Source organism: Kocuria sp. HSID17590, from assembly GCF_003989485.1.
Lineage (GTDB): Bacteria > Actinomycetota > Actinomycetes > Actinomycetales > Micrococcaceae > Kocuria > Kocuria salsicia.
Genome location: NZ_RBMB01000013.1, coordinates 39,500 through 57,627, shown reverse-complemented (window position 1 = coordinate 57,627; position 18,128 = coordinate 39,500). Strand labels below are relative to the sequence as shown.

The 18,128-nt window shown below is 71.8% G+C and carries 15 protein-coding genes and 2 tRNA genes; 6 read left to right on the top strand and 11 right to left on the bottom strand.

Annotated features, from left to right (window positions below; all coding sequences use genetic code 11):
• Window positions 1-18 precede the first annotated feature (18 nt).
• The gene (locus D8M39_RS06350; RefSeq protein WP_174233441.1) at window positions 19-777 is read right to left on the bottom strand and encodes a phosphoglyceromutase; all 759 of its coding nucleotides are present in this window, start codon (window positions 775-777) and stop codon (window positions 19-21) included.
• 79 nt (window positions 778-856) lie between these two features.
• Between D8M39_RS06350 and D8M39_RS06345 the strand changes: the two genes are divergently transcribed.
• Window positions 857-1,648 carry a class I SAM-dependent methyltransferase gene (locus D8M39_RS06345; RefSeq protein ID WP_126874656.1) on the top strand — a complete coding sequence of 264 codons (792 nt, stop codon included), beginning with the start codon at window positions 857-859 and terminating at the stop codon, window positions 1,646-1,648.
• Between the two features lie 18 nt (window positions 1,649-1,666).
• On the opposite strand, the gene D8M39_RS06340 is transcribed toward D8M39_RS06345, so the two are convergent.
• Both D8M39_RS06340 and D8M39_RS06335 read right to left on the bottom strand, forming a co-directional pair.
• Window positions 1,667-2,017, bottom strand: a complete 351-nt coding sequence (locus D8M39_RS06340; protein ID WP_055084115.1) for a DUF2516 family protein — start codon at window positions 2,015-2,017, stop codon at window positions 1,667-1,669.
• A gap of 9 nt (window positions 2,018-2,026) precedes the next feature.
• On the bottom strand, window positions 2,027-3,157 hold the full coding sequence (locus D8M39_RS06335) for a PLP-dependent aspartate aminotransferase family protein (RefSeq protein WP_126874655.1): 1,131 nt from the start codon (window positions 3,155-3,157) through the stop codon (window positions 2,027-2,029).
• A gap of 114 nt (window positions 3,158-3,271) precedes the next feature.
• Here D8M39_RS06335 and tmk point away from each other — a divergent pair, with 114 nt between their 5' ends.
• The 4 genes from tmk (at window position 3,272) to D8M39_RS06315 (ending at window position 6,805) form a co-directional block, all read left to right on the top strand.
• Window positions 3,272-3,928 (top strand): dTMP kinase, encoded by a 657-nt coding sequence (tmk, locus tag D8M39_RS06330; RefSeq protein WP_126874654.1) that lies wholly within the window; start codon window positions 3,272-3,274, stop codon window positions 3,926-3,928.
• Window positions 3,925-5,052 carry a DNA polymerase III subunit delta' gene (locus tag D8M39_RS06325; protein ID WP_094393520.1) on the top strand — a complete coding sequence of 376 codons (1,128 nt, stop codon included), beginning with the start codon at window positions 3,925-3,927 and terminating at the stop codon, window positions 5,050-5,052. The genes tmk and D8M39_RS06325 overlap by 4 nt, the downstream gene beginning before the upstream one ends.
• Window positions 5,053-5,072: 20 nt before the next feature.
• Entirely contained in the window at window positions 5,073-6,641 is a 1,569-nt protein-coding gene (locus D8M39_RS06320; RefSeq protein ID WP_126874653.1) for an alpha/beta hydrolase, read from the top strand.
• A gap of 91 nt (window positions 6,642-6,732) precedes the next feature.
• Window positions 6,733-6,805 (top strand) — tRNA-Thr (locus tag D8M39_RS06315).
• A gap of 165 nt (window positions 6,806-6,970) precedes the next feature.
• Here D8M39_RS06315 and D8M39_RS06310 read toward each other — a convergent pair.
• The 6 genes from D8M39_RS06310 to D8M39_RS06285 form a co-directional block, all read right to left on the bottom strand.
• Entirely contained in the window at window positions 6,971-9,562 is a 2,592-nt protein-coding gene (locus tag D8M39_RS06310) for an HAD-IC family P-type ATPase (RefSeq protein ID WP_126874652.1), read from the bottom strand.
• A gap of 423 nt (window positions 9,563-9,985) precedes the next feature.
• On the bottom strand, window positions 9,986-11,095 hold the full coding sequence (locus D8M39_RS06305) for a glycosyltransferase (RefSeq protein ID WP_055084125.1): 1,110 nt from the start codon (window positions 11,093-11,095) through the stop codon (window positions 9,986-9,988).
• 100 nt (window positions 11,096-11,195) lie between these two features.
• Window positions 11,196-11,717, bottom strand: a complete 522-nt coding sequence (locus D8M39_RS06300; protein ID WP_055084147.1) for a hypothetical protein — start codon at window positions 11,715-11,717, stop codon at window positions 11,196-11,198.
• A 51-nt stretch (window positions 11,718-11,768) separates the two neighbouring features.
• On the bottom strand, window positions 11,769-11,993 hold the full coding sequence (locus D8M39_RS06295; protein ID WP_055084127.1) for a YbdD/YjiX family protein: 225 nt from the start codon (window positions 11,991-11,993) through the stop codon (window positions 11,769-11,771).
• Window positions 11,993-14,278: a carbon starvation CstA family protein gene (locus D8M39_RS06290; RefSeq protein ID WP_126874651.1), complete on the bottom strand. Its 2,286-nt coding sequence runs from the start codon at window positions 14,276-14,278 to the stop codon at window positions 11,993-11,995. Before D8M39_RS06290 ends, D8M39_RS06295 begins: the two co-directional genes overlap by 1 nt.
• A gap of 107 nt (window positions 14,279-14,385) precedes the next feature.
• Window positions 14,386-15,369 carry an NAD(P)H-quinone oxidoreductase gene (locus D8M39_RS06285; RefSeq protein ID WP_126874650.1) on the bottom strand — a complete coding sequence of 328 codons (984 nt, stop codon included), beginning with the start codon at window positions 15,367-15,369 and terminating at the stop codon, window positions 14,386-14,388.
• A 155-nt stretch (window positions 15,370-15,524) separates the two neighbouring features.
• Here D8M39_RS06285 and D8M39_RS06280 point away from each other — a divergent pair.
• Window positions 15,525-15,612 (top strand) — tRNA-Ser (locus D8M39_RS06280).
• A 90-nt stretch (window positions 15,613-15,702) separates the two neighbouring features.
• Here D8M39_RS06280 and D8M39_RS06275 read toward each other — a convergent pair.
• Window positions 15,703-17,406: a phospho-sugar mutase gene (locus D8M39_RS06275; protein ID WP_174233405.1), complete on the bottom strand. Its 1,704-nt coding sequence runs from the start codon at window positions 17,404-17,406 to the stop codon at window positions 15,703-15,705.
• Window positions 17,406-18,062: a deoxyribose-phosphate aldolase gene (gene deoC, locus D8M39_RS06270; protein ID WP_126874649.1), complete on the bottom strand. Its 657-nt coding sequence runs from the start codon at window positions 18,060-18,062 to the stop codon at window positions 17,406-17,408. The genes D8M39_RS06275 and deoC overlap by 1 nt, the downstream gene beginning before the upstream one ends.
• Between the last annotated feature and the right edge of the window lie 66 nt (window positions 18,063-18,128).

The window sequence follows — 18,128 nt, the reverse complement described above, 5'->3', positions numbered from 1 at the left end:
GCGTTGTCGGGCGAAGGACTACTTCTTACCCTGGTTCGCCACGGCCTTGATGGACTCGGCGGCAGCGTCCGGGTCCAGGTAGCGGCCACCGGCGGTGACGGGGCGGAAGTTCCCGTCCAGCTCGTAGTACAGCGGAATGCCCGTGGGGATGTTCAGTCCGGCGATGTCGTCGTCCGAGATGCCGTCCAGGTGCTTCACGAGCGCCCGCAGGGAGTTGCCGTGCGCAGCCACGAGGACGGTCTTGCCAGCCTGCAGGTCCGGGACGATCTGCTCGTCCCAGTAGGGCAGGAAGCGCTCGAGGACGTCCTTGAGGCACTCGGTGCGGGGCAGGTCCACGACGTCCGCGTACCGGGGGTCCCCGGCCTGGGACCACTCGGAGGAGTCGTCGATGGCGGGCGGCGGGGTGTCGTAGGAGCGGCGCCAGGTCATGAACTGCTCCTCGCCGTACTCCTCGCGGATCTCCGCCTTGTTCTTGCCCTGCAGGGCGCCGTAGTGGCGCTCGTTGAGACGCCAGGAGCGCTTGACGGGGATCCAGAGGCGGTCCGCGGCGTCGAGCGCGAGGTTGGCGGTGTTCATGGCGCGGCGCAGCAGGGACGTGTGGACCACGTCCGGCAGCAGGTCGTTCTCCGCGATCAGTTCACCGCCCCGCGTGGCCTCGGCGCGGCCCTTGTCGGTGAGCGGCACGTCCACCCAGCCGGTGAAGAGGTTTTTCTCGTTCCACTCGGACTGGCCGTGGCGCAGGAGGATGAGCTTGTGGGTCACTGAATCGTTAGCCATGCCCCCATTGTCCCACCCCGCGCGCGCAGGGGGAACGGGTGTCGCCCGGCAGCGGACCCGGTGCCAGTACAGTGTGCGTGTGCCAGCCCAGTCCCGCCCCGTGGGGTCCATCACCCGCGGCACCACCAACCCCAACCGGTTGCGCCGCGCGGACCGCTACCTCACCGGAGTGCTCGCACCGCTGCTGCGCCGCGCGCAGGATCCGCTGCTTGTGGACCTCGGCTTCGGCGCGGCCCCCGTGACCACCGTGGAGCTGCTGCAGCGCGCCCGCACGGTGCGCCAGGACGTGACGCTCGTGGGGGTGGAGATCGACCCGCAACGGGTCGACGCCGCCCGGGTCCACACCCGCCCGGGTCTCGAGTTCCGGCGCGGCGGCTTCGAGATCCCCACCGGTCCGCGCAGGCCCGTGTTCGTGCGGGCCTTCAACGTGCTGCGGCAGTACCCCGTGGAGGAGGTGCCCGGTGCCTGGGAGCTCGCGTGCTCACGGCTCGCGCCGGGCGGAGTGCTGATGGACGGGACGTGCGACGAGATCGGGCGGCTGGCCACCTGGATCTGTGTCACGGCGCAGGGGCCGCAGACGTTCACCGTGAGCATGCGCCCGGGCAGCTACGCCCTGCCGTCGGACGTGGCGGCGCGGCTGCCCAAGATCCTGATCCACCGCAACGTGCCCGGCGAGCGCGTGCACGACTTCCTGGCCGCCGCCGACGCCGCGTGGTCCGTCAACGCCGCGCTGTCCCCGTTCGGTCCGCGCCGACGCTGGATCGCCACGTGCCAGGACCTGAAGGCCGGCGGGTGGCCCGTCATGCACGGGCCGCGGCGGTGGCGGCTCGGGGAGCTCACGGTGTCCTGGGACGCCGTCGCCCCCTCCTGAGGTTCGACGCTCCGGGCCCTACCAGCGGCCGGGGTTGCGGGACTCCCCCGCCACGGCGGGTCGCACGTCCGCGAAGTACACGCCCGCGATCGTGGCGGCCACGAGCATGAGGATCAGCGAGCCCGAGCGAGGAACACCGAAGCTCACGAGCTGCAGCGTGGAGAAGACCGCGCTGAACACCGAGACCACGGCGGCACCGCCGGTGAGGGCCAGCCAGAACGTCTTGGTGCGCTTCCAGGCGCGTTCGAACTGCACCGCGGAACGGCGCACGCAGTCCAGCGCGGCAAGCAGCGCGAGCACCGCCACCACCAGGGTGATGGCGTAGTCCAGGTAGTTCGCCAGTACGAGGGCCCAGGGGTAGGAAGTCACGGGAGCAGTCTACCGATCCGCGAGCGCGTCGAGCCCGGGCAGCAGGTCCTCCCAGAGGTCCTCCACGTTCTCGATCCCCACGGACAGCCGCAGCAGGGACTCCGGCACGCTGGCGGGCTCCTCCGGATGGCGCCGCCGCCGCTCCACGAGGGACTCCACACCGCCCAGCGAGGTGGCCGGGGTCCACACGCGCAGCCCGGCGACGAGGCGCTCGGCCGCGGCGGCGTCGTCGTCGAGGACCACCGAGACCACCGACCCGAAGCCGCCGGCCATCTGGGCCGCGGCCCGCTCGTGGCCGGGATCCTGCGGCAGGCCCGGGTAGCGGACCTCCGCCACGGCCGGGTGCTCCGAGAGCCTGCGGGCGAGTTCCGCGGCGCTGGCCATGGAGCGCTCCACGCGCAGCGCCAGGGTGCGCACACCGCGCAGGGCGAGCCACGCCTCGAACGGGCCGGGAACGGCGCCCTCGAGGGTGCGCTGGGCGTGCAGCCGCTCGCGCAGCTCCGGCGTGGCGCACAGCACCGCGCCCATCAGCACGTCCGAGTGCCCCGCGATGTACTTGGTGGCCGAGTGCACCACGAGGTCCGCGCCGAGGGTCAGGGGCCGCTGCAGCAGGGGCGTGGCGAAGGTGTTGTCCACGCACGTGAGCACGCCCCGCTGCCGCGCACCGCTCAGCAGAGCGGGCAGGTCCGCGACCTCCAGCATGGGGTTGGTGGGGCTCTCGATCCACAGCATGTCGGCGCCGTCGAGGGCGTCCAGGGTGGCGCCGGTGTCCGCGACGTCCACGGTGCGCACGGAGAAGATCCCGCGCTGCTCCCACGCCCGGGCGAGCTGCATGCTTCCCTGGTAGCTGTGCCGCGGCAGCACGAGCGTGCCGCCCACGGGTACGAGCGTGAGCGCGGCGGTGATGGCCGCGAGCCCGGACGCGTAGGACAGCGCGGGGCACGGGGACTCCTCGAGCGCGGCGAGCACCTCCTCGAAGGCCTCCCACGTGGGGTTGGTCTGCCGGGCGTAGGAACGATCCGTGTCCGCGACCTCACCCACCCCCCGGTAGGTGGAGGTCAGCACCACGGGAGGGTTCACGGGGGCGTCGTGCTCGTGTGCGGGGCGCCCGCCGGCAACCACCACGGTGTCTTTTCGCATCCCTCCACCCTAGTCCGGCCCCGTCCGGCCCGGCGGCGGCCCACCGTGCGGTGCGCCCTGCCCACCCCGCACCGTCCGCTGTGGGTGTCCGGACCGGTGGCTACAGTGGTGCGCGTGAAGCAAACAACGCGCGGGGCGCTCATCGTGTTCGAAGGCGGTGACGGCGCCGGCAAGTCCACCCAGGTCGCGGCGCTCACCAGGGCCCTGCGCGAGCCCGGCGCCACCGTCACGTGCACGCGCGAACCCGGTGGCACCCCCCTGGCGGAGTCGGTGCGCTCCCTCGTGCTCGATCCCGCCCACGCCCCCGTGGACGCGGAGACCGAGGCGCTGCTCTTCGCCTCGGCGCGCGCGGACCACGTGGCGCGTCTGATCCGCCCGGCCCTGCAGCGCGGGGAGGTGGTGGTCTGCGACCGGTTCGTGGACTCCTCCGTGGCGTACCAGGGAGCGGGCCGCGGGCTCGGCGTGGAGCGCGTGCTCCAGCTCAACGAGTGGGCGCTGCGCGGGCTCGTACCGGACCTCACCGTGGTGCTGGACGTGGACCAGGACACCGCAGAGGCCCGGCGCGGCCTGCGGGGACTGGCCGCGGACCGCATGGAGTCCGAGGCCAGGGCCTTCCACGACGCCGTGAACGCCACCTTCCGTCGGCTCGCCGAGCGGGCGCCGGAGCGCTACCTCGTGCTCGACGCCGCCCAGCCCCCGGAGCGGATCGCGGAGCTGGTGCTCGACCGCGTGCGCTGCGTGGTTCCCGTGCGTGACGAGGTGGCCGGATGAGCGTGTGGGACGAGGTGGTGGGCCAGCCGCGCGTCGTCGAGCAGCTGCAGCGCGCGGCGCGCGACAAGGACCCCACCCACGCCTGGCTGTTCACGGGGCCGCCCGGCTCCGGGCGCTCGACCGCCGCGCGTGCCCTCGCCGCCGCCCTGCTGTGCGAGCGCGGCACCGGGTGCGGCCAATGCCACGCGTGCCGCACCGCCTTCGCCGGCACGCACGCGGACGTCACCAATTTCGTCACCGAGAATCCGCAGATCAGCATCGAGGAAGCCCGCGAACTCGTGGTCAAGGCGCAGGACCGCCCCTCGGTGGGCTCGTGGCGCATCATGATCGTGGAGGACGCGGATCGTATGACGGAGCGCACCTCCAACGTGATGCTCAAGAGCATCGAGGAGCCACCTCCCCACACCATCTGGCTGCTGTGCGCACCGTCCCCCATGGACGTGCTCGTGACCATCCGTTCGCGCTGCCGGGCGGTGACGCTGAAGGTTCCCTCCGCGCAGGACGTCGCCCGGCTGCTCGTGGCGCGCCACGGTGTGCCGGAGCAGCGCGCTCTGCAGTGCGCGCGGCTCGCACAGTGCCACGTGGGTGTGGCCACCCGCCTCGCCCTGTACGAGGACGCCCGCACGCGCCGCCAGGAGGTGGTCTCGCTGCCCCTGTCCATGCATGGGGTCACCCAGGCCGTCCGCGCCGCGGACCGGTTGCACCGACTGGCGGTGGACGAGTCCGCGGCGGACGCGGAGGCCCGCAACGACCAGGAGCGAGCCCAGCTGCTCGTGTCCATGGGCGCCCCGGAGACCGGCCGCGTGCCACCGGCCATCCGCGGTGCGCTGAACCGGTTGGAGGGGGACCAGAAGAGGCGCTCCCGCAGGATCCAGACTGACACCCTGGACCGGTTCCTGATCGACCTGACCACGTTCTACCGGGACGTGCTGAGCGTCCAGCTGGGCACCGGGATGCCCCTGGTCAACGAGCACCTGGGGGAACAGATCCGGGGCTACGCGACGAACTCGTCCGCGGAGCAGACGCTTGAGAAGATCGACGTGATCAGCGAGACCCGGCAGCGCATCCGCACCAACGTGAGTGCCCAGCTCGCGTTCGAGGCCATGATGGTCTCCATCGTCTGACCCCCCCCCGAGAGGACCCCGTGCACAACTCCCGTCCCCGCCGCGCCGCCGTGCTGCTCGGCGCCGTCGCCCTGTTCCTCACGGCCTGCTCCGGGGGCGGTCCCCAGGAGGCCAGGGGGTCCGCGGACCCCGACGTCACGGCGAGCGCGGACCCTGCGCTGGAGTCCTACTACACGCAGTCCCTCGACTGGGCTGGCTGCGGCACCACCAGCGAGGGCCAGCAGCTGCCGGAGGACGTCCAGTGCGCGGCGGTCACGGTCCCCGTGGACTACGCGAACCCGTCCGGAGGGAACACGCAGGTGGAGATCGCCCGGCTGCAGGCCACCGGTTCCTCGCCCGAGGGCGCCCTGTTCCTCAACCCCGGTGGGCCGGGCGGCTCCGGCGTGGACATGATGGCCTCCACGGACTACTTCACGTCCAAGGAAGTGCGCAAGGAGTTCGACCTGGTGGGCTTCGACCCGCGCGGGGTCGGCCGGTCGGACGGCATCCGCTGTCTCTCGGACCGCGAGATGGACGAGTGGCGGCAGGAGCCGGCGTTCGACCCCGCCAAGGAGTCCCTGGACGAGGTCCGCTCGACGTCGCGGGAGATCGGCGAGAAGTGCCACCGCAGCTCCTCCGCCGTGGTCTCCCACATGGACACCCAGAGCGTGGCGAAGGACCTGGACGTCCTGCGCGCCGTGCTGCGCCAGCCCGTGACGCACTACCTGGGCTTCTCCTACGGCACGGAGATCGGCGCCACGTACGCGCACCTGTTTCCCGCGCGCACGGGACGCATGGTGCTCGACGGCGCCGTGGACCCGACCCTCGACGAGCGTGCTTCCGCGCTGGCCCAGGCGGAGGGGTTCGAGGACAACCTGCGGCGCTTCGTGGCGGACTGCCAGGAGAACACCCGGGGGTGCGCCGTGGGCGAGGACGACGTGGACGCCGGGATGACGAAGATGCGGGAGATGCTGCGGAAGGTCTCCGAGGGACACACCACCGTGTCCGACGGGCGCACGCTGACGGCCACCAACGCGCTGGAGGGGATCCTGGTGCCCCTCTACTCGACCGCGGGCTACCCGCAGCTCAACACTGCCCTGCAGGAGGCGTTCGACGGGAAGTACGACGCCCTCATGGCGTTCTCGGACTCCAACCACGGTCGCGACTCCTCCGGGAAGTACACGAGCAACGTGTCCATGGCCTTCACCGCGGTGAGCTGCCTGGACGCGGACTCCACCGACGTCAGCGACGCGCAGATGGCCGACGCCGCCCAGGAGATGGCCACCAAGGCCCCCACGTTCGGCCCCTACCTCGGCTACGGTGGCGCCGCGTGCCAGGGGTGGCCGGACCGGCCCGTGACCCCGCTGACGGACTACCACGCGGACACGGAGACCCCCGCCCTCGTGGTGGGCACCACCCACGACCCGGCCACGCCCTACCCGTGGGCGCAGTCCCTGGTGAAGCAGCTCGGCGAGGCCCGACTGCTCACTCACGAGGGCTACGGCCACACCGCCTACACCTCGGGCAGTACGTGCGTGACCCGCGCCGTGGACGGCTACCTCCTGAACGGCGCCCTGCCCGATGAGGGGGCCGTGTGCGACGCGAGCTGAGGCCCGCTGGGGCGGGCAGCTGATTGGTGGTGCCGCGCCGCGATCTGATACTGTTTCGGCGTGCATCTGGGGTTCTCGCATCCCCGGTCACGCCGCCTTAGCTCAGTCGGTAGAGCGATTCACTCGTAATGAATAGGTCGCCGGTTCGATTCCGGCAGGCGGCTCCGCAGAGGCCCCGTCACCACCAGGTGACGGGGCCTCTCCCGTTTCGCGGCCAGGCCTCGCGGCCATCCCCGTGCGCCGAACCGCTGCGGCGGTCTCCACAGCTTCGGTGGCCTCCACGGGACGGGACGCCCCCGCCGAACGCCGTCGTGACTGGAGCCCAAGGCCTACTCGGCCCGGGCAGCCGCCTCGAAGGCCGCGGGCTGCGTGCGCCGCAGCCACCGCGTGTGCACCCGGAAGTTGATCTCCACGAGCACGGAACCCACGAACGCGAAGGCGAGCGAGGCCCACAGCAGGGAGGCGTGGGGCACCTCGAACTGGTGGTACGTCAGGGAGAGCGGGACCACCACGACCAGCACGAGCCCCGCGTACATCGCAACCACGAGCGCCAGCCGGATCCGGGTCAGCGGGCGGGAGCCCACGCACAGGATCCACAGCCCCACGAGCACCAACACCAGGAAGCTCGACGTCTGGAACTCCCGCGTGGAGCTCGCGTGGTCCACGGTGCGCTCGTAGAGGTTCAGCCCCACCACGCACAGCGCCACGACCACGGCGCTCGGCACGGAGAAGTGCAGGGCCCGTTTGAGGTAGCCGGAGACGTAGCGGCGGCTGTTGGGGAGCATCGCCAGGATGAAGGACGGCGCGCCCAGCATCAGGAAGTCCGCCGTGGAGTACTGGCGGGGCAGGAACGGGAAGGTCCAGGCGAGCAGGCCCAGGACCACGCCCATCAGCACCGAGAACCCGGTCTTGGTGAGGAACAGGTGCGTGACCCGCTCGATGTTGGCGATAATCTTCCGCCCCTCAGCGAGCACGGACGGCAGCCGCGAGAACTGCCCGTCCAGCAGCACCAGACGGGAGACGGCCTTGGTGGCCGGCGCGGCGTTGCCCATGGCGATCCCGAGGTCCGCGTGCTTCAGCGCGAGGGCGTCGTTGATTCCGTCACCGGTCATCGCGACCACGCGCCCGCCCTCCTGCAGGCCCAGCACCATGTTCTTCTTCTGGTGCGGGGACACGCGGCCGAACACGCTGTGCTCCAGCGCGGCGCGGTGCAACTCCTCGCCGTCGTCCGGCAGCTGGGTGGCGTCCACCGCGCCCTGGGAGACGTCCATCCCGGCCATCCTGGCGGCGGCGGCCACCGTGGCGGGGTTGTCCCCGGAGAATACCTTGAGGTCGATCCCCTGCTCGGTGAAGTACGCCAGCGTCTCGCGGGCGTCCGAGCGGACCTGCTCCCGGAAGGTCAGCAGCAGCTGCGGCTCCACGTCGGAGGGCAGCTCCTGGGCCGCGCGCCTGCGACCGTCCTTGCCCGGCTCCGCCAGGACGAGGTGCTCGGCACGGGAGAGCACCATCGTGCGCATCCCGGCGGCCGCGAGCTCCTGAGCGTGCTCCCTCGCCTCACGATGCGCTGCGTCCGCGAGCAGCACCTCGGGGGCACCCAGGATCCAGGCACCGGAGTCCGGAAACTCCACGCCGGAGAAGCGGTTCGCGGAGGAGAAGCCCAGCACCGCCACCGGCTCGTGCGGGTTGGGGTGCTCGAAGCCCTCCGCCAGTGCGGCGGCCGTCGGGTTCGCGTGCGGATCCGCGCCGAACCACCCGAGCGCGGCTGCGGCCTCCGAGGACGGTTCGACCACGTCCGCGCGGGACGCGGCGAGGTCCGCGCCGTCGTCGACGTCGCCAACGGGCGCGTCGTCGGCGGGCGCATCGTCGGCGGGCGCATCGTCGGCGGGGGCCGACGGCGTGAGGCTCCGGGCGGCGTCGAAGGAGACGCCGCCCTCGGTCAGGGTCCCGGTCTTGTCGAAGCACACAGTGTCCACGCGCGCGAGCACCTCCACGGCGGGCTGCTCCTGGATCAGCACCTCCTGGCGCGCCAGCTTCACGGCGGCCACGGCAAAGGTGATCGTCGTCATCAGGGCGAGGCCCTGGGGCACCATCGAGGCCACGGAGGACACCGAGGCCACGAGGGCGTCCTGCCACGCCCCGGTGTCGAACGCGTGCTGCCAGCCCCCGGCCGCGCGCATCTGGCCGTTGAGCACCACCGCGATGATGGGGACCAGGGCAATGGTGAGCCAACGGACCACCCGGGCGAGGGACTCGCGCAGCTCGGAGCGGATGGGAGCGAACTGCCGGGCCTCGTTCGCGAGCTTGGAGGCGTGGGACTTCCCGCCCACGGCCGTGACACGCACGGTTCCGGACCCGCTGGTGACGCTCGAGGCGGAGAGGACCTTGTCCCCGGGCTGCTTCACCACGGGGTCGTTCTCACCGGTCAGCAGGGACTCGTCGATGTCCAGGCCGTCCGAGTCGAGCACCTCGCCGTCCGCCGGGACCTGGTCCCCGCGGGAGAGCAGCAGGACGTCGTCCAGCACGATCTCCTCGAGGGGAACCTTGGTGACCTCGCCGTCACGGCGCACGCTGGCGGGGTCTCGGCGCAGCAGCGCGATCTTGTCCAGCTGGCGCTTGGCCGAGAACTCCTGCACGAAGCCGATCACCACGTTGCTCACCGCCGCCACGAGGAACAGCAGGTCCAGCCAGCGCCCGAGCGCGATCACCACGGCACCGCACAGCCCCAGCACGAGGTTGAACAGGGTGAACAGGTGGGTGCGGACGATGGCCCACAGGCTGCGCGAGGTGGTGTTGGGCTGCGCGTTCGTCAGCCCGAGCTCCACCCGCTCGGCGACCTCCTGGGAGCTGAGACCCTCCCGGAGCAGCGTCCCGTCACCGGCCCGTTCGGGGGTGTGTGAGGGGCTCGGGCTCCGGTGGGGCATGGATCTCCTTGATCGGCTCGGTCTCTGCGCCCAGTCTATGAGTCCCCGCCTGTCGGGGCCGGGACGCCTTGCCGGGGCAGGCCTGGAAAACGCCGTCCCGGGGACGACGTCGCGGCCCACCACTGCGCCGGTCCCACCGTTCGGCCTCTGGTCACCACTCGTCCGCCATGGCGGAGGGCGACGGCGGGAGACAGCGGAGGGAAGCCCCGCGTCACGGCGGACGTCACGGAAGGACTCCGGGGCAGTCATCGTCTTCCGGGGCGCAACGGTGTTTTATAACATCGTGGTGAGAGCACCGCGGCCTGGGCTGCCGGGGCTCTCCATCAGGGGACGAACAGGTGCCCCGGACGCTCCTGCCGCCGGCCCGGCGTCGACGGCACGGGAGCAACCGGGGCACCGTCCACCACCCACCGGCCTGCACGCTCAGGACGTGCGTCGACCGCCGTGCAGGCGTACCGCCTCCTCGTACAGCGCACTCACCTGGTCCGCGACGGTCTCGGGGCCGTACCGGGCACGGATCCCATCCGCGAGCTCGTCCGGGGAGCCGATCCCCTCCCCCGAGAGCACCTCCATGACGGCCCGGCCGTACGCCTCGGGCGACTGCTCCTCGACGAGGCGCCCGTTCGCCGTCGTGATGAAGTCCCGCTGCCCACCCCTGGCGCCCATCACCACGGGGCGCCCGGCGGCGAGCGCCTCGGCCGCCGCCACGCAGAACGTCTCGGACAGGGTGGGCAGGAGGAAGAGGTCCGCCGCCGCGAGGTCGTCACGGACCTCGTCGGGCTCCCGGTGCCCGTTGAACACGACGTGCCGCTCGACGCCGAGAGCCAGCGCGCGGGCGCGGGCCTCCTCCAGGAGCGGACCGGTGCCGTCCCACACGAGCGATGCGCGCACACCGTGCTCGCGCAGCCAGGCCACAGTCTCCACCGCGAGGACGGGCCCCTTGCGGGGAATCAGGGAGCCGACACCCACCAGGGCGACCTCGTCCGCCGAACGGCCCTTCTCCTGGGGCTCACCGGCGAACTCGACCACGTTGCCCAGAGGGCGCACCCGCCCGGGGCGCGCGAAGTCCTGCAGCACCCGGTTGACGAGGGAGCTGACCCCCGTGACCAGGGTGGGCAGCCGCAGGACGTGGCGCAGCCAGGCCGTCCTCTCCCACAGCGGGCCCACGGTGTCTGGGTGGACGACGCCGTTCCAGTGCTCCGTGTGGACCCACGGTGTCCCCCGCACCGCCGCGGCGGCGACCAGCGTCGAGGAGAAGGCCATGGTGTGGACGAGGTCCGCGGACCGCGCCCAGCGACGGATCTCCCGCACCGTGCGCACCAGGGAGAGAGGGTGGCGAGGATCACATCCGACACGGGAGACGAGAAAGCCGCCGACCGTGGCGGAGCGGACGGGCTCGGAGTTCAGCAGACGGACGTGTACCACGTGGACCTCGTGGTCCCGGCCGATCGCCTCGACGTGCCGGGGGATGAACGGGGTGAACGCGGGGTTCTCCTCCGTGGGGAACCAGGTGGTCACTACTAGGATTCGCACGGCCGCATTATAAAAATCACGGCTGGGAGCGCCACCCCGCCTCTTCCCAGCCAGCGGCAAGGTCCTGGCAGGAGCACTCGACCGCGCCGGGGCCCGAACGTCAGGAGCGGGCGCGCCCCTGCTTCTCCATCAGGGCCTCCGCGGCCACCACGTACTCCTCCACCACGCCGCTGCGGCGCCGCACCGACCCCACCCCGGGAGTCGACGTCGCGCGGGCCGCCGTGCCGAGCGACGTCGGGCCAGCGGCGGCCGCCGCCCGGGGTGCGGCGAACCGTGCCATCGTCAGGGCCTCGGCGGTCTGTGCCATGGAGTTGCCTGCCCGTGAGAGCTGGCGGTGGACGTCCGAGAGGTAGCCGTCCGTGGAGTGCGGGATGTCCTGGGTCTGCGAGGGTGCCCGGAAGTGGGCCTCCGCGCACACGGCGCGCACCCGCGGCAGCAGCTCCGCGAGCTCGTTGGCCACGGGGACGGCCGCGGCGCGCAGCTCGGGATCCCGGACGGACTCGAGGATCTGGTGGTACCGGTCCAGTCCCCGCTTGAAGCGGTCGTGGGCCCGGCGCCAGACGCCCTCGCCCAGCTCCCGCTCGTCACGGCGCGTGGCCCTGTAGTCACCGAAGAAACCCACCGACATCCCTTTCCCGTCCGCCGTCCACAGGCGGCGGTCCATCCTACCGTCTCAGCAGCACCGGCCCTCGGGGTGGGCGTCCTGCCAGTCCTGCCAGTCACGCCAGAACTCCCGCTCGGTGAGCGGCTCGGACTCGCACCCGGTGGCGCGGTGGTACTGCAGGTAGCGCTCGTACCTGTCCGCGCCGAGCACCCCGTTGCCGAAGCGCACCGCGCCACGCCACCAGTCGAGGAACCGCGAACGGCCCCGCCCCGGCTGCTCCACGGCCCCGGTCATCAGTGGTGCCCTCCGCCCGTGGGCGTGCGCTGCTCCAGCGGCAGCGCCCTCCACTGCTTCTCAAGTGCCTTCTCGGAGGGCATGGCCACCAGGCCCGACGGCGCGTAGAACCGGGACTCGACCACCGGGTCCTCGTGCGTGCCGCGCCCCCGGCCCCGCAGGGCCTTGACCGTCTCCACGACACCCATGACCACCACCACGATCGTGAGCACCACGAAGAGCACCGAGAGCGTCCCCTGCACGAACGTGTTGCGGACCACGGCTTCCATGGCCTCCACGTTCTTGGCCGTGCCGAAGCTCGTCTTGCCCTGGGCCAGCGCGTCCTTGAAGGCGCCGTGGTTGGCCCAGTAACCCACCTTGGGGTCGGACGAGAAGATCTTTTGCCACGACCCCGTGACGGTCACGAGCACGTCGAAGAGCAGCGGGAGCATGATGATCCACAGGTACTTGAAGCGGTGCAGGTTCGCCGCGATGGCCAGGCACACCGCGAGCGCGATGGCGGCCAGCAGCTGGTTGGCGATGCCGAACAGCGGGTAGAACGTGTTGATCCCGCCCAGCGGGTCGGTGACGCCGAGGATCAGGATGGTTCCCCAGCCCGCGACCATGATCGCGGTGGTCAGCCACGCACCGGTGCGCCAGTTGACGTCCCGGAAGCGCGGGAAGAAGTTGCCGAGGGTGTCGGTGAGCATGAAGCGGGCCACGCGGGTGCCGGCGTCCACGGCCGTGAGGATGAACAGGGCCTCGAACATGATGGCGAAGTGGTACCAGAAGCTCATCATGGAGGCCCCGCCGAACCACTGCTGCATGATGTGGGAGAGCCCCACGGCCAGAGTGGGTGCGCCGCCGGTGCGGGAGACGATGGTCTCCTCTCCCACGGCGTCCGCGGTGCCCTGCAGCAGCTCAGGGGTCACGTGCACGCCGGACAGGCCCAGGGAGTTCACGAACGCGGCCGCACCCTCGACGGTTCCCATGGTGGCCGCCGGGGAGGCGTTCATGGCGAAGTAGATGCCGCGGTCGATGGACACTGCCGCCACGAGCGCCATGATGGCCACGAAGGACTCCATGAGCATGCCGCCGTAGCCGATGAAGCGCGCCTGGCGCTCCTTCTCGATCATCTTGGGGGTGGTGCCGGAGGCGATGAGCGCGTGGAACCCGGAGAGCGCACCGCACGCGATGGTGACGAACAGGAACGGGAACAGGGAGCCGGTGAACACGGGTCCGTCCGAGCGTCCGGCGAACTCGCTGACCGCCGGCACGGTGATCTCCGGGCGCACCACCACGATGGCGGCGGCGAGCAGCAGGATGGTGCCCACCTTCATGAACGTGGAGAGGTAGTCGCGCGGGGAGAGCAGCAGCCACACGGGCAGCACGGCGGCCACGAAGCCGTACACGATCACGCACCAGGCGAGCGTCACGCGGTCCAGGGTGAACAGCTGCGAGCCGAGCTCGGTGTCCGCCACCCAGCCGCCCGCCACGATCACGACCATCAGCAGCACGAAGCCGATGACCGAGACCTCCATGACCTTCCCCGGGCGCAGGTAGCGCAGGTACACGCCCATGAACAGGGCGATCGGGATGGTCATGCCCACCGAGAACACGCCCCACGGGGACTCGCCCAGGGCGTTGACCACCACGAGCGCCAGGATGGCCACGATGATGACCATGATCGCCAGCGTGGCGACGATCGCCGCGTAGCCGCCCACCACGCCCAGCTCCTCGCGGGCCATCTGGCCGAGGGAGCGCCCACCGCGGCGCATCGAGAAGAACAGCACCAGGTAGTCCTGGACCGCTCCCGCGAGGATCACGCCCACGATGATCCAGATGGTCCCGGGCAGGTATCCCATCTGCGCGGCGAGCACCGGGCCCACCAGCGGACCGGCACCCGCGATCGCGGCGAAGTGGTGGCCGTAGAGCACACGCCGGTCGGTGGGCATGTAGTCCTTGCCGTTGGCGTGGTGCTCCGCGGGGGTTGCGCGCCGGTCGTCCGGGCGGGTCAGCTTCAGCTCGATGAACTTGGAGTAGAAGCGGTAGGCGATGAAGTAGCTGCACACCGCCGCGAACACGAACCAGATGGCGTTCACGGACTCGCCGCGGGCGAAGGCGATCATCACCCACGCCACACCCCCGAGCAGCGCGATGCCCGCCCACAGGGCGATCCGCAGCGGAGTCCAGCGGGTCTGCTCCCGCTCCAGGACCTCGGGGTCCACGTGGTTGGGCGGCAGTTCCGTGCGGCCTTTCTCGGCCGGCTGCGGGGACCCCGCCGGGTGACGGTGCGTGGTGCTCATGGGGGAGGGCTCCGAATCTCGTGCCGGCACCCTGGGTGCCGCGTGTGATGGCGCACACGAGTCTATGCGAGGCACGCCACTCGCACGGTGAGGGGCTCGCGCCCCGGTCACACCGTCAGCAGCACCTTGCCCACGTGGGAGCCGGAGTCGAAGTGCTCGTGGGCCCGGCGCACCTGCTCCAGGGGGAACGTGCGGGAGACGAGCGGGCGCACCTTCCCCGAGGCCACGAGCGGCCACACGTGCTCGCGCACCGCGGCCATGATGCTCGCCTTCTCCGCCGCGGGCCGGGCGCGCAGCGTGGTGCCGATGACCGCCGCGCGCTTCTGCAGCAGCCGACCGACGTTCAGCTCCCCCTTGGCTCCGCCCTGCATGCCGATGATCACGATCCGCCCGTTCGTCGCGAGGGCCTCGAGGTTCGGGCCCAGGTACGCGGCGCCGACGACGTCGAGGACCACGTCCGCGCCCCGTCCCCCGGTGAGCTCGTGCACGCGCTCCACGAAATCCTCTTCCCGGTAGTTGATGGCCTGGGCACCCAGCTCGCGCACCACGCGCGCCTTCTCCTCGTTGCTCACCGTGGTCAGCACGGTCATGCCGAGCGCCCGGGCCACCTGGATCGCGTGGGTACCGATCCCCCCGGCGCCGCCGTGGACCAGCAGGGTCTCGCCCTCACGCGCGGCCGCCGCCATGAAGACGTTGGAGAACACGGTCGCGGCCACCTCGGGCAGACCCGCGGCGGCCACGGGATCCACGCCATCGGGCAGCGGCAGCACCTGCGGCCACGGCGCAACGACGCGCTCCGCGTATCCACCCGAATCCACGAGCGCGACGACGCTGTCCCCCACCGCCAGCCCGGCGGCGTCGGGCACGTCCGCGCCCAGCTCCACGACGGTTCCCGAGACCTCGAGCCCGAAGACGTCCGAGGCGCCCGGCGGAACGGGGTAGTTGCCCTGGCGCTGCAGGACGTCCGCGCGGTTGATGCCCGCGGCCGTCACCTCGATCAGCACCCCGTCCGGGGTCAGACCGGGCTCGGGGACCTCCCCCACCTCCAGCACCTCGGGGCCACCGGAACGCAGATCTCGTACGGCTCGCATGGGACGTCCTTCCACTCGCTGTCTCGGTCGTCCTCATCCTCCCGCCGCGGCCCCGGTGCGCGCCAGGCGGATGTGCGTGCCGGTGGCACCCCGGGCGCGGGGCGTGGAATAATGACGACTCGTTCGCCCGGGCCCGCCCCGGGCCGAGCACAGCTGGAAGGTTGTCCGAGCGGCCTAAGGAGCTGGTCTTGAAAACCAGTGTGCGGTAACCCCGTACCAAGGGTTCAAATCCCTTACCTTCCGCGGAACCACGAAGCCCCCGTCCTCTGAGCATTCAGGGGACGGGGGCTTCGTGGTTGGTGCCGCGGGGATCAGCGGGGGCTCACGTGGGGCTCAGAGCCCCACGACCTCCCGCAGCTGCTCGCTGATCGCCCGCAGCCGCTCGGCGGCCTCCGCGCGGGGGACGTCCTGTCCCTTGGCCACGGGCAGCACCACTTCGAGGTAGCACTTGAGCTTGGGCTCCGTGCCGGAGGGGCGCACGATCACGCGGTCGTCCGCCTCCGTGCGGATCAGAACGCCCTCAGTGGGCAGCAGCTCGGGGCTTCCCTCGGCGAGGTCCACGAACTCCGCAACCGGGGAGCCCGCGAGTTCCGCGGGCGGGTGCTCGCGCAGCCGGGCCATGCCGCGGGCGATGAGCGAGAGGTCCGCCACCCGGAACGTCAGCGGAGCGGTCGCGTAGAGCCCGTGCTGCCGGGCGAGCCGGTCCAGCTCGTCCTGCACCGTGGTGCCCCGCTCCTTGAGCCGGGCCACGAGCGAGGCAACGCGCACCGCCGTGGAGACACCGTCCTTGTCGCGCACGGCCGTGGGATCGGTGCAGTAGCCGATGGCCTCCTCGTAGCCGAATCTCAGCCCGGGCGTGCGGGCGATCCACTTGAAGCCCGTGAGGGTCTGCCGGAACGTGAGGCCGTGCTGCGCGGCGATGCGGCCCAGCAGGCGGCCGGAGACGATCGAGCACGCGAGGGTGTCCCCCGCGCGGTCCGGATCCGCGGCGGCGTCCTCACCGAGCAGCGCTCCGAGCTCGTCACCGCTCAGTCGTCGCCAGTCCTGCAGCGGGTCGCCGGTGCCGGCACCGGTGGGGACGGCCACGGCGCAGCGGTCGGCGTCCGGGTCCAGGGCGATGGCCACGTCCGAGCCTTCACGGGCCGCGAGCGCCATCAGCAGGTCCATGGCCCCGGGCTCCTCGGGGTTGGGGAACGCCACGGTGGGGAAGTCCGGGTCCGGCTCGGCCTGCTCGGCCACCACCGAGACGTTCGGGAATCCCGCCTGGTCCAGCACCCGCAGCGCGGTGCCCAGGCCCACGCCGTGCATTGGGGTCAGGGCGATCGAGACGTCCTGGCCCTCACCCGCACCAGTCCGCAGGGAGGCGGCGCGCCGCACGTAGCCGTCGAGCACGGCGTCGTCGGCGGTGGTCACGGCCCCGGGGTCGCGGGGGACCTCATCCGCGAAGGGCGCCGCCGCGATGCGCTCGGCAATCCGGGCGTCGTCCGGCGGCACGATCTGCACGCCCTTCTCGTCGTCGCCAGCCACGGCCCGCCCACCGAGGTAGACCTTGTAGCCGTTGTCCGCGGGTGGGTTGTGGGACGCCGTGACCATCACGCCGGCGTCCGCACCGAGCTCACGCACGGCGTAGGCCACTAGGGGCGTGGGCAGCTGGGCGGGCAGGCGCACCGCGCGGCAACCGGCCGCGGCGAAGACAGCCGCGGCGTCCGCGGCGAAGTCCTCCGAGCCGTGGCGGGCGTCGCAACCGACCACCACGAGGGGCTCCGGGCCCACCCGCTCCACGAGGAACGAGGCCAGCCCGGCGCTCGCCCGGATCACCACGGCGCGGTTCATCCGGGACTCCCCCGCGCCGACCGCCGCACGCAGCCCCGCGGTGCCGAACATGAGCGGTCCTTCGAAGCGGGACTCCAGCTCCGTCAGCGCGGACTCGTCCCCGCCCTGGGCCTTCTCCAGCACGGTGGACAGCTCGGCCCGGGTGCGCTCGTCGGGGTCATGGTCAAGCCACTGCTCGACGCGGTCTGCAAGCTGCTGGTTCATCAGGAATCCAGTCCTTCCAGTACCGATGCCGTGCCGGAGAGCCCCAGCCTGGTGGCCCCGGCGTCGACCATGGAAAGTGCTGCCTCCGTGGTGCGGATGCCACCCGAGGCCTTCACGCCCAGACGGCCGCCGACCGTCTCGGCCATGAGCCGCACGGCCTCCACGCTCGCCCCACCGGCGGGGTGGAAGCCCGTGGAGGTCTTCACGAAGTCCGCACCGGCAGCCTCGGCGGCCCGGCACGCGGCGACGATCTGCTCGTCGTTCAGCGCCGCGGACTCGATGATGACCTTCAGCACGGTGGGCTCGGGGCACGCCGCGCGCACCGACTCGATGTCCTCGCGCACCCCGTCCCAGTTGCCGTCCATCGCGAGCCCGAGGTTGATGACCATGTCCACCTCGTCCGCGCCCTGGGCCACGGAGTCCGCGGCCTCCACGGCCTTGACCTCGGAGGGGTGAGCACCGGAGGGGAAGCCGCACACGGTCGCGAGCTTCACGCCCTCGGGCAGCTCCACGTCCAGGCGGGAGGGCGACACGCAGATCGAGTAGGCCCCGAGCTTGGCGGCCTGACGGGCGAGGTCCGCGACCTGCTCGGCGGTGGCCTCGGGCTTGAGCAGGGTGTGGTCGACCATGGCGGCGAGCTCTGCGCGGGTGATCATGTGCTTCTCCTTGGTGGTTCGTGGTGCCGCGGCGCGGTGCGCGCCAGCGGCGGTCGTGGAGCGCCC

Bases quoted from the DNA above. Each gene is read 5' to 3' on its own strand.
- D8M39_RS06350 (WP_174233441.1), bottom strand. From the start codon at position 777: ATGGCTAACGATTCAGTGACCCACAAGCTCATCCTCCTGCGCCACGGC.
- D8M39_RS06335 (WP_126874655.1), bottom strand. From the start codon at position 3,157: ATGCGAAAAGACACCGTGGTGGTTGCCGGCGGGCGCCCCGCACACGAG.
- D8M39_RS06325 (WP_094393520.1), top strand. From the start codon at position 3,925: ATGAGCGTGTGGGACGAGGTGGTGGGCCAGCCGCGCGTCGTCGAGCAG.
- D8M39_RS06310 (WP_126874652.1), bottom strand. From the start codon at position 9,562: ATGCCCCACCGGAGCCCGAGCCCCTCACACACCCCCGAACGGGCCGGT.
- D8M39_RS06295 (WP_055084127.1), bottom strand. From the start codon at position 11,993: ATGACCGGGGCCGTGGAGCAGCCGGGGCGGGGCCGTTCGCGGTTCCTC.
- D8M39_RS06290 (WP_126874651.1), bottom strand. From the start codon at position 14,278: ATGAGCACCACGCACCGTCACCCGGCGGGGTCCCCGCAGCCGGCCGAG.
- D8M39_RS06285 (WP_126874650.1), bottom strand. From the start codon at position 15,369: ATGCGAGCCGTACGAGATCTGCGTTCCGGTGGCCCCGAGGTGCTGGAG.
- D8M39_RS06275 (WP_174233405.1), bottom strand. From the start codon at position 17,406: ATGAACCAGCAGCTTGCAGACCGCGTCGAGCAGTGGCTTGACCATGAC.
- deoC (WP_126874649.1), bottom strand. From the start codon at position 18,062: ATGATCACCCGCGCAGAGCTCGCCGCCATGGTCGACCACACCCTGCTC.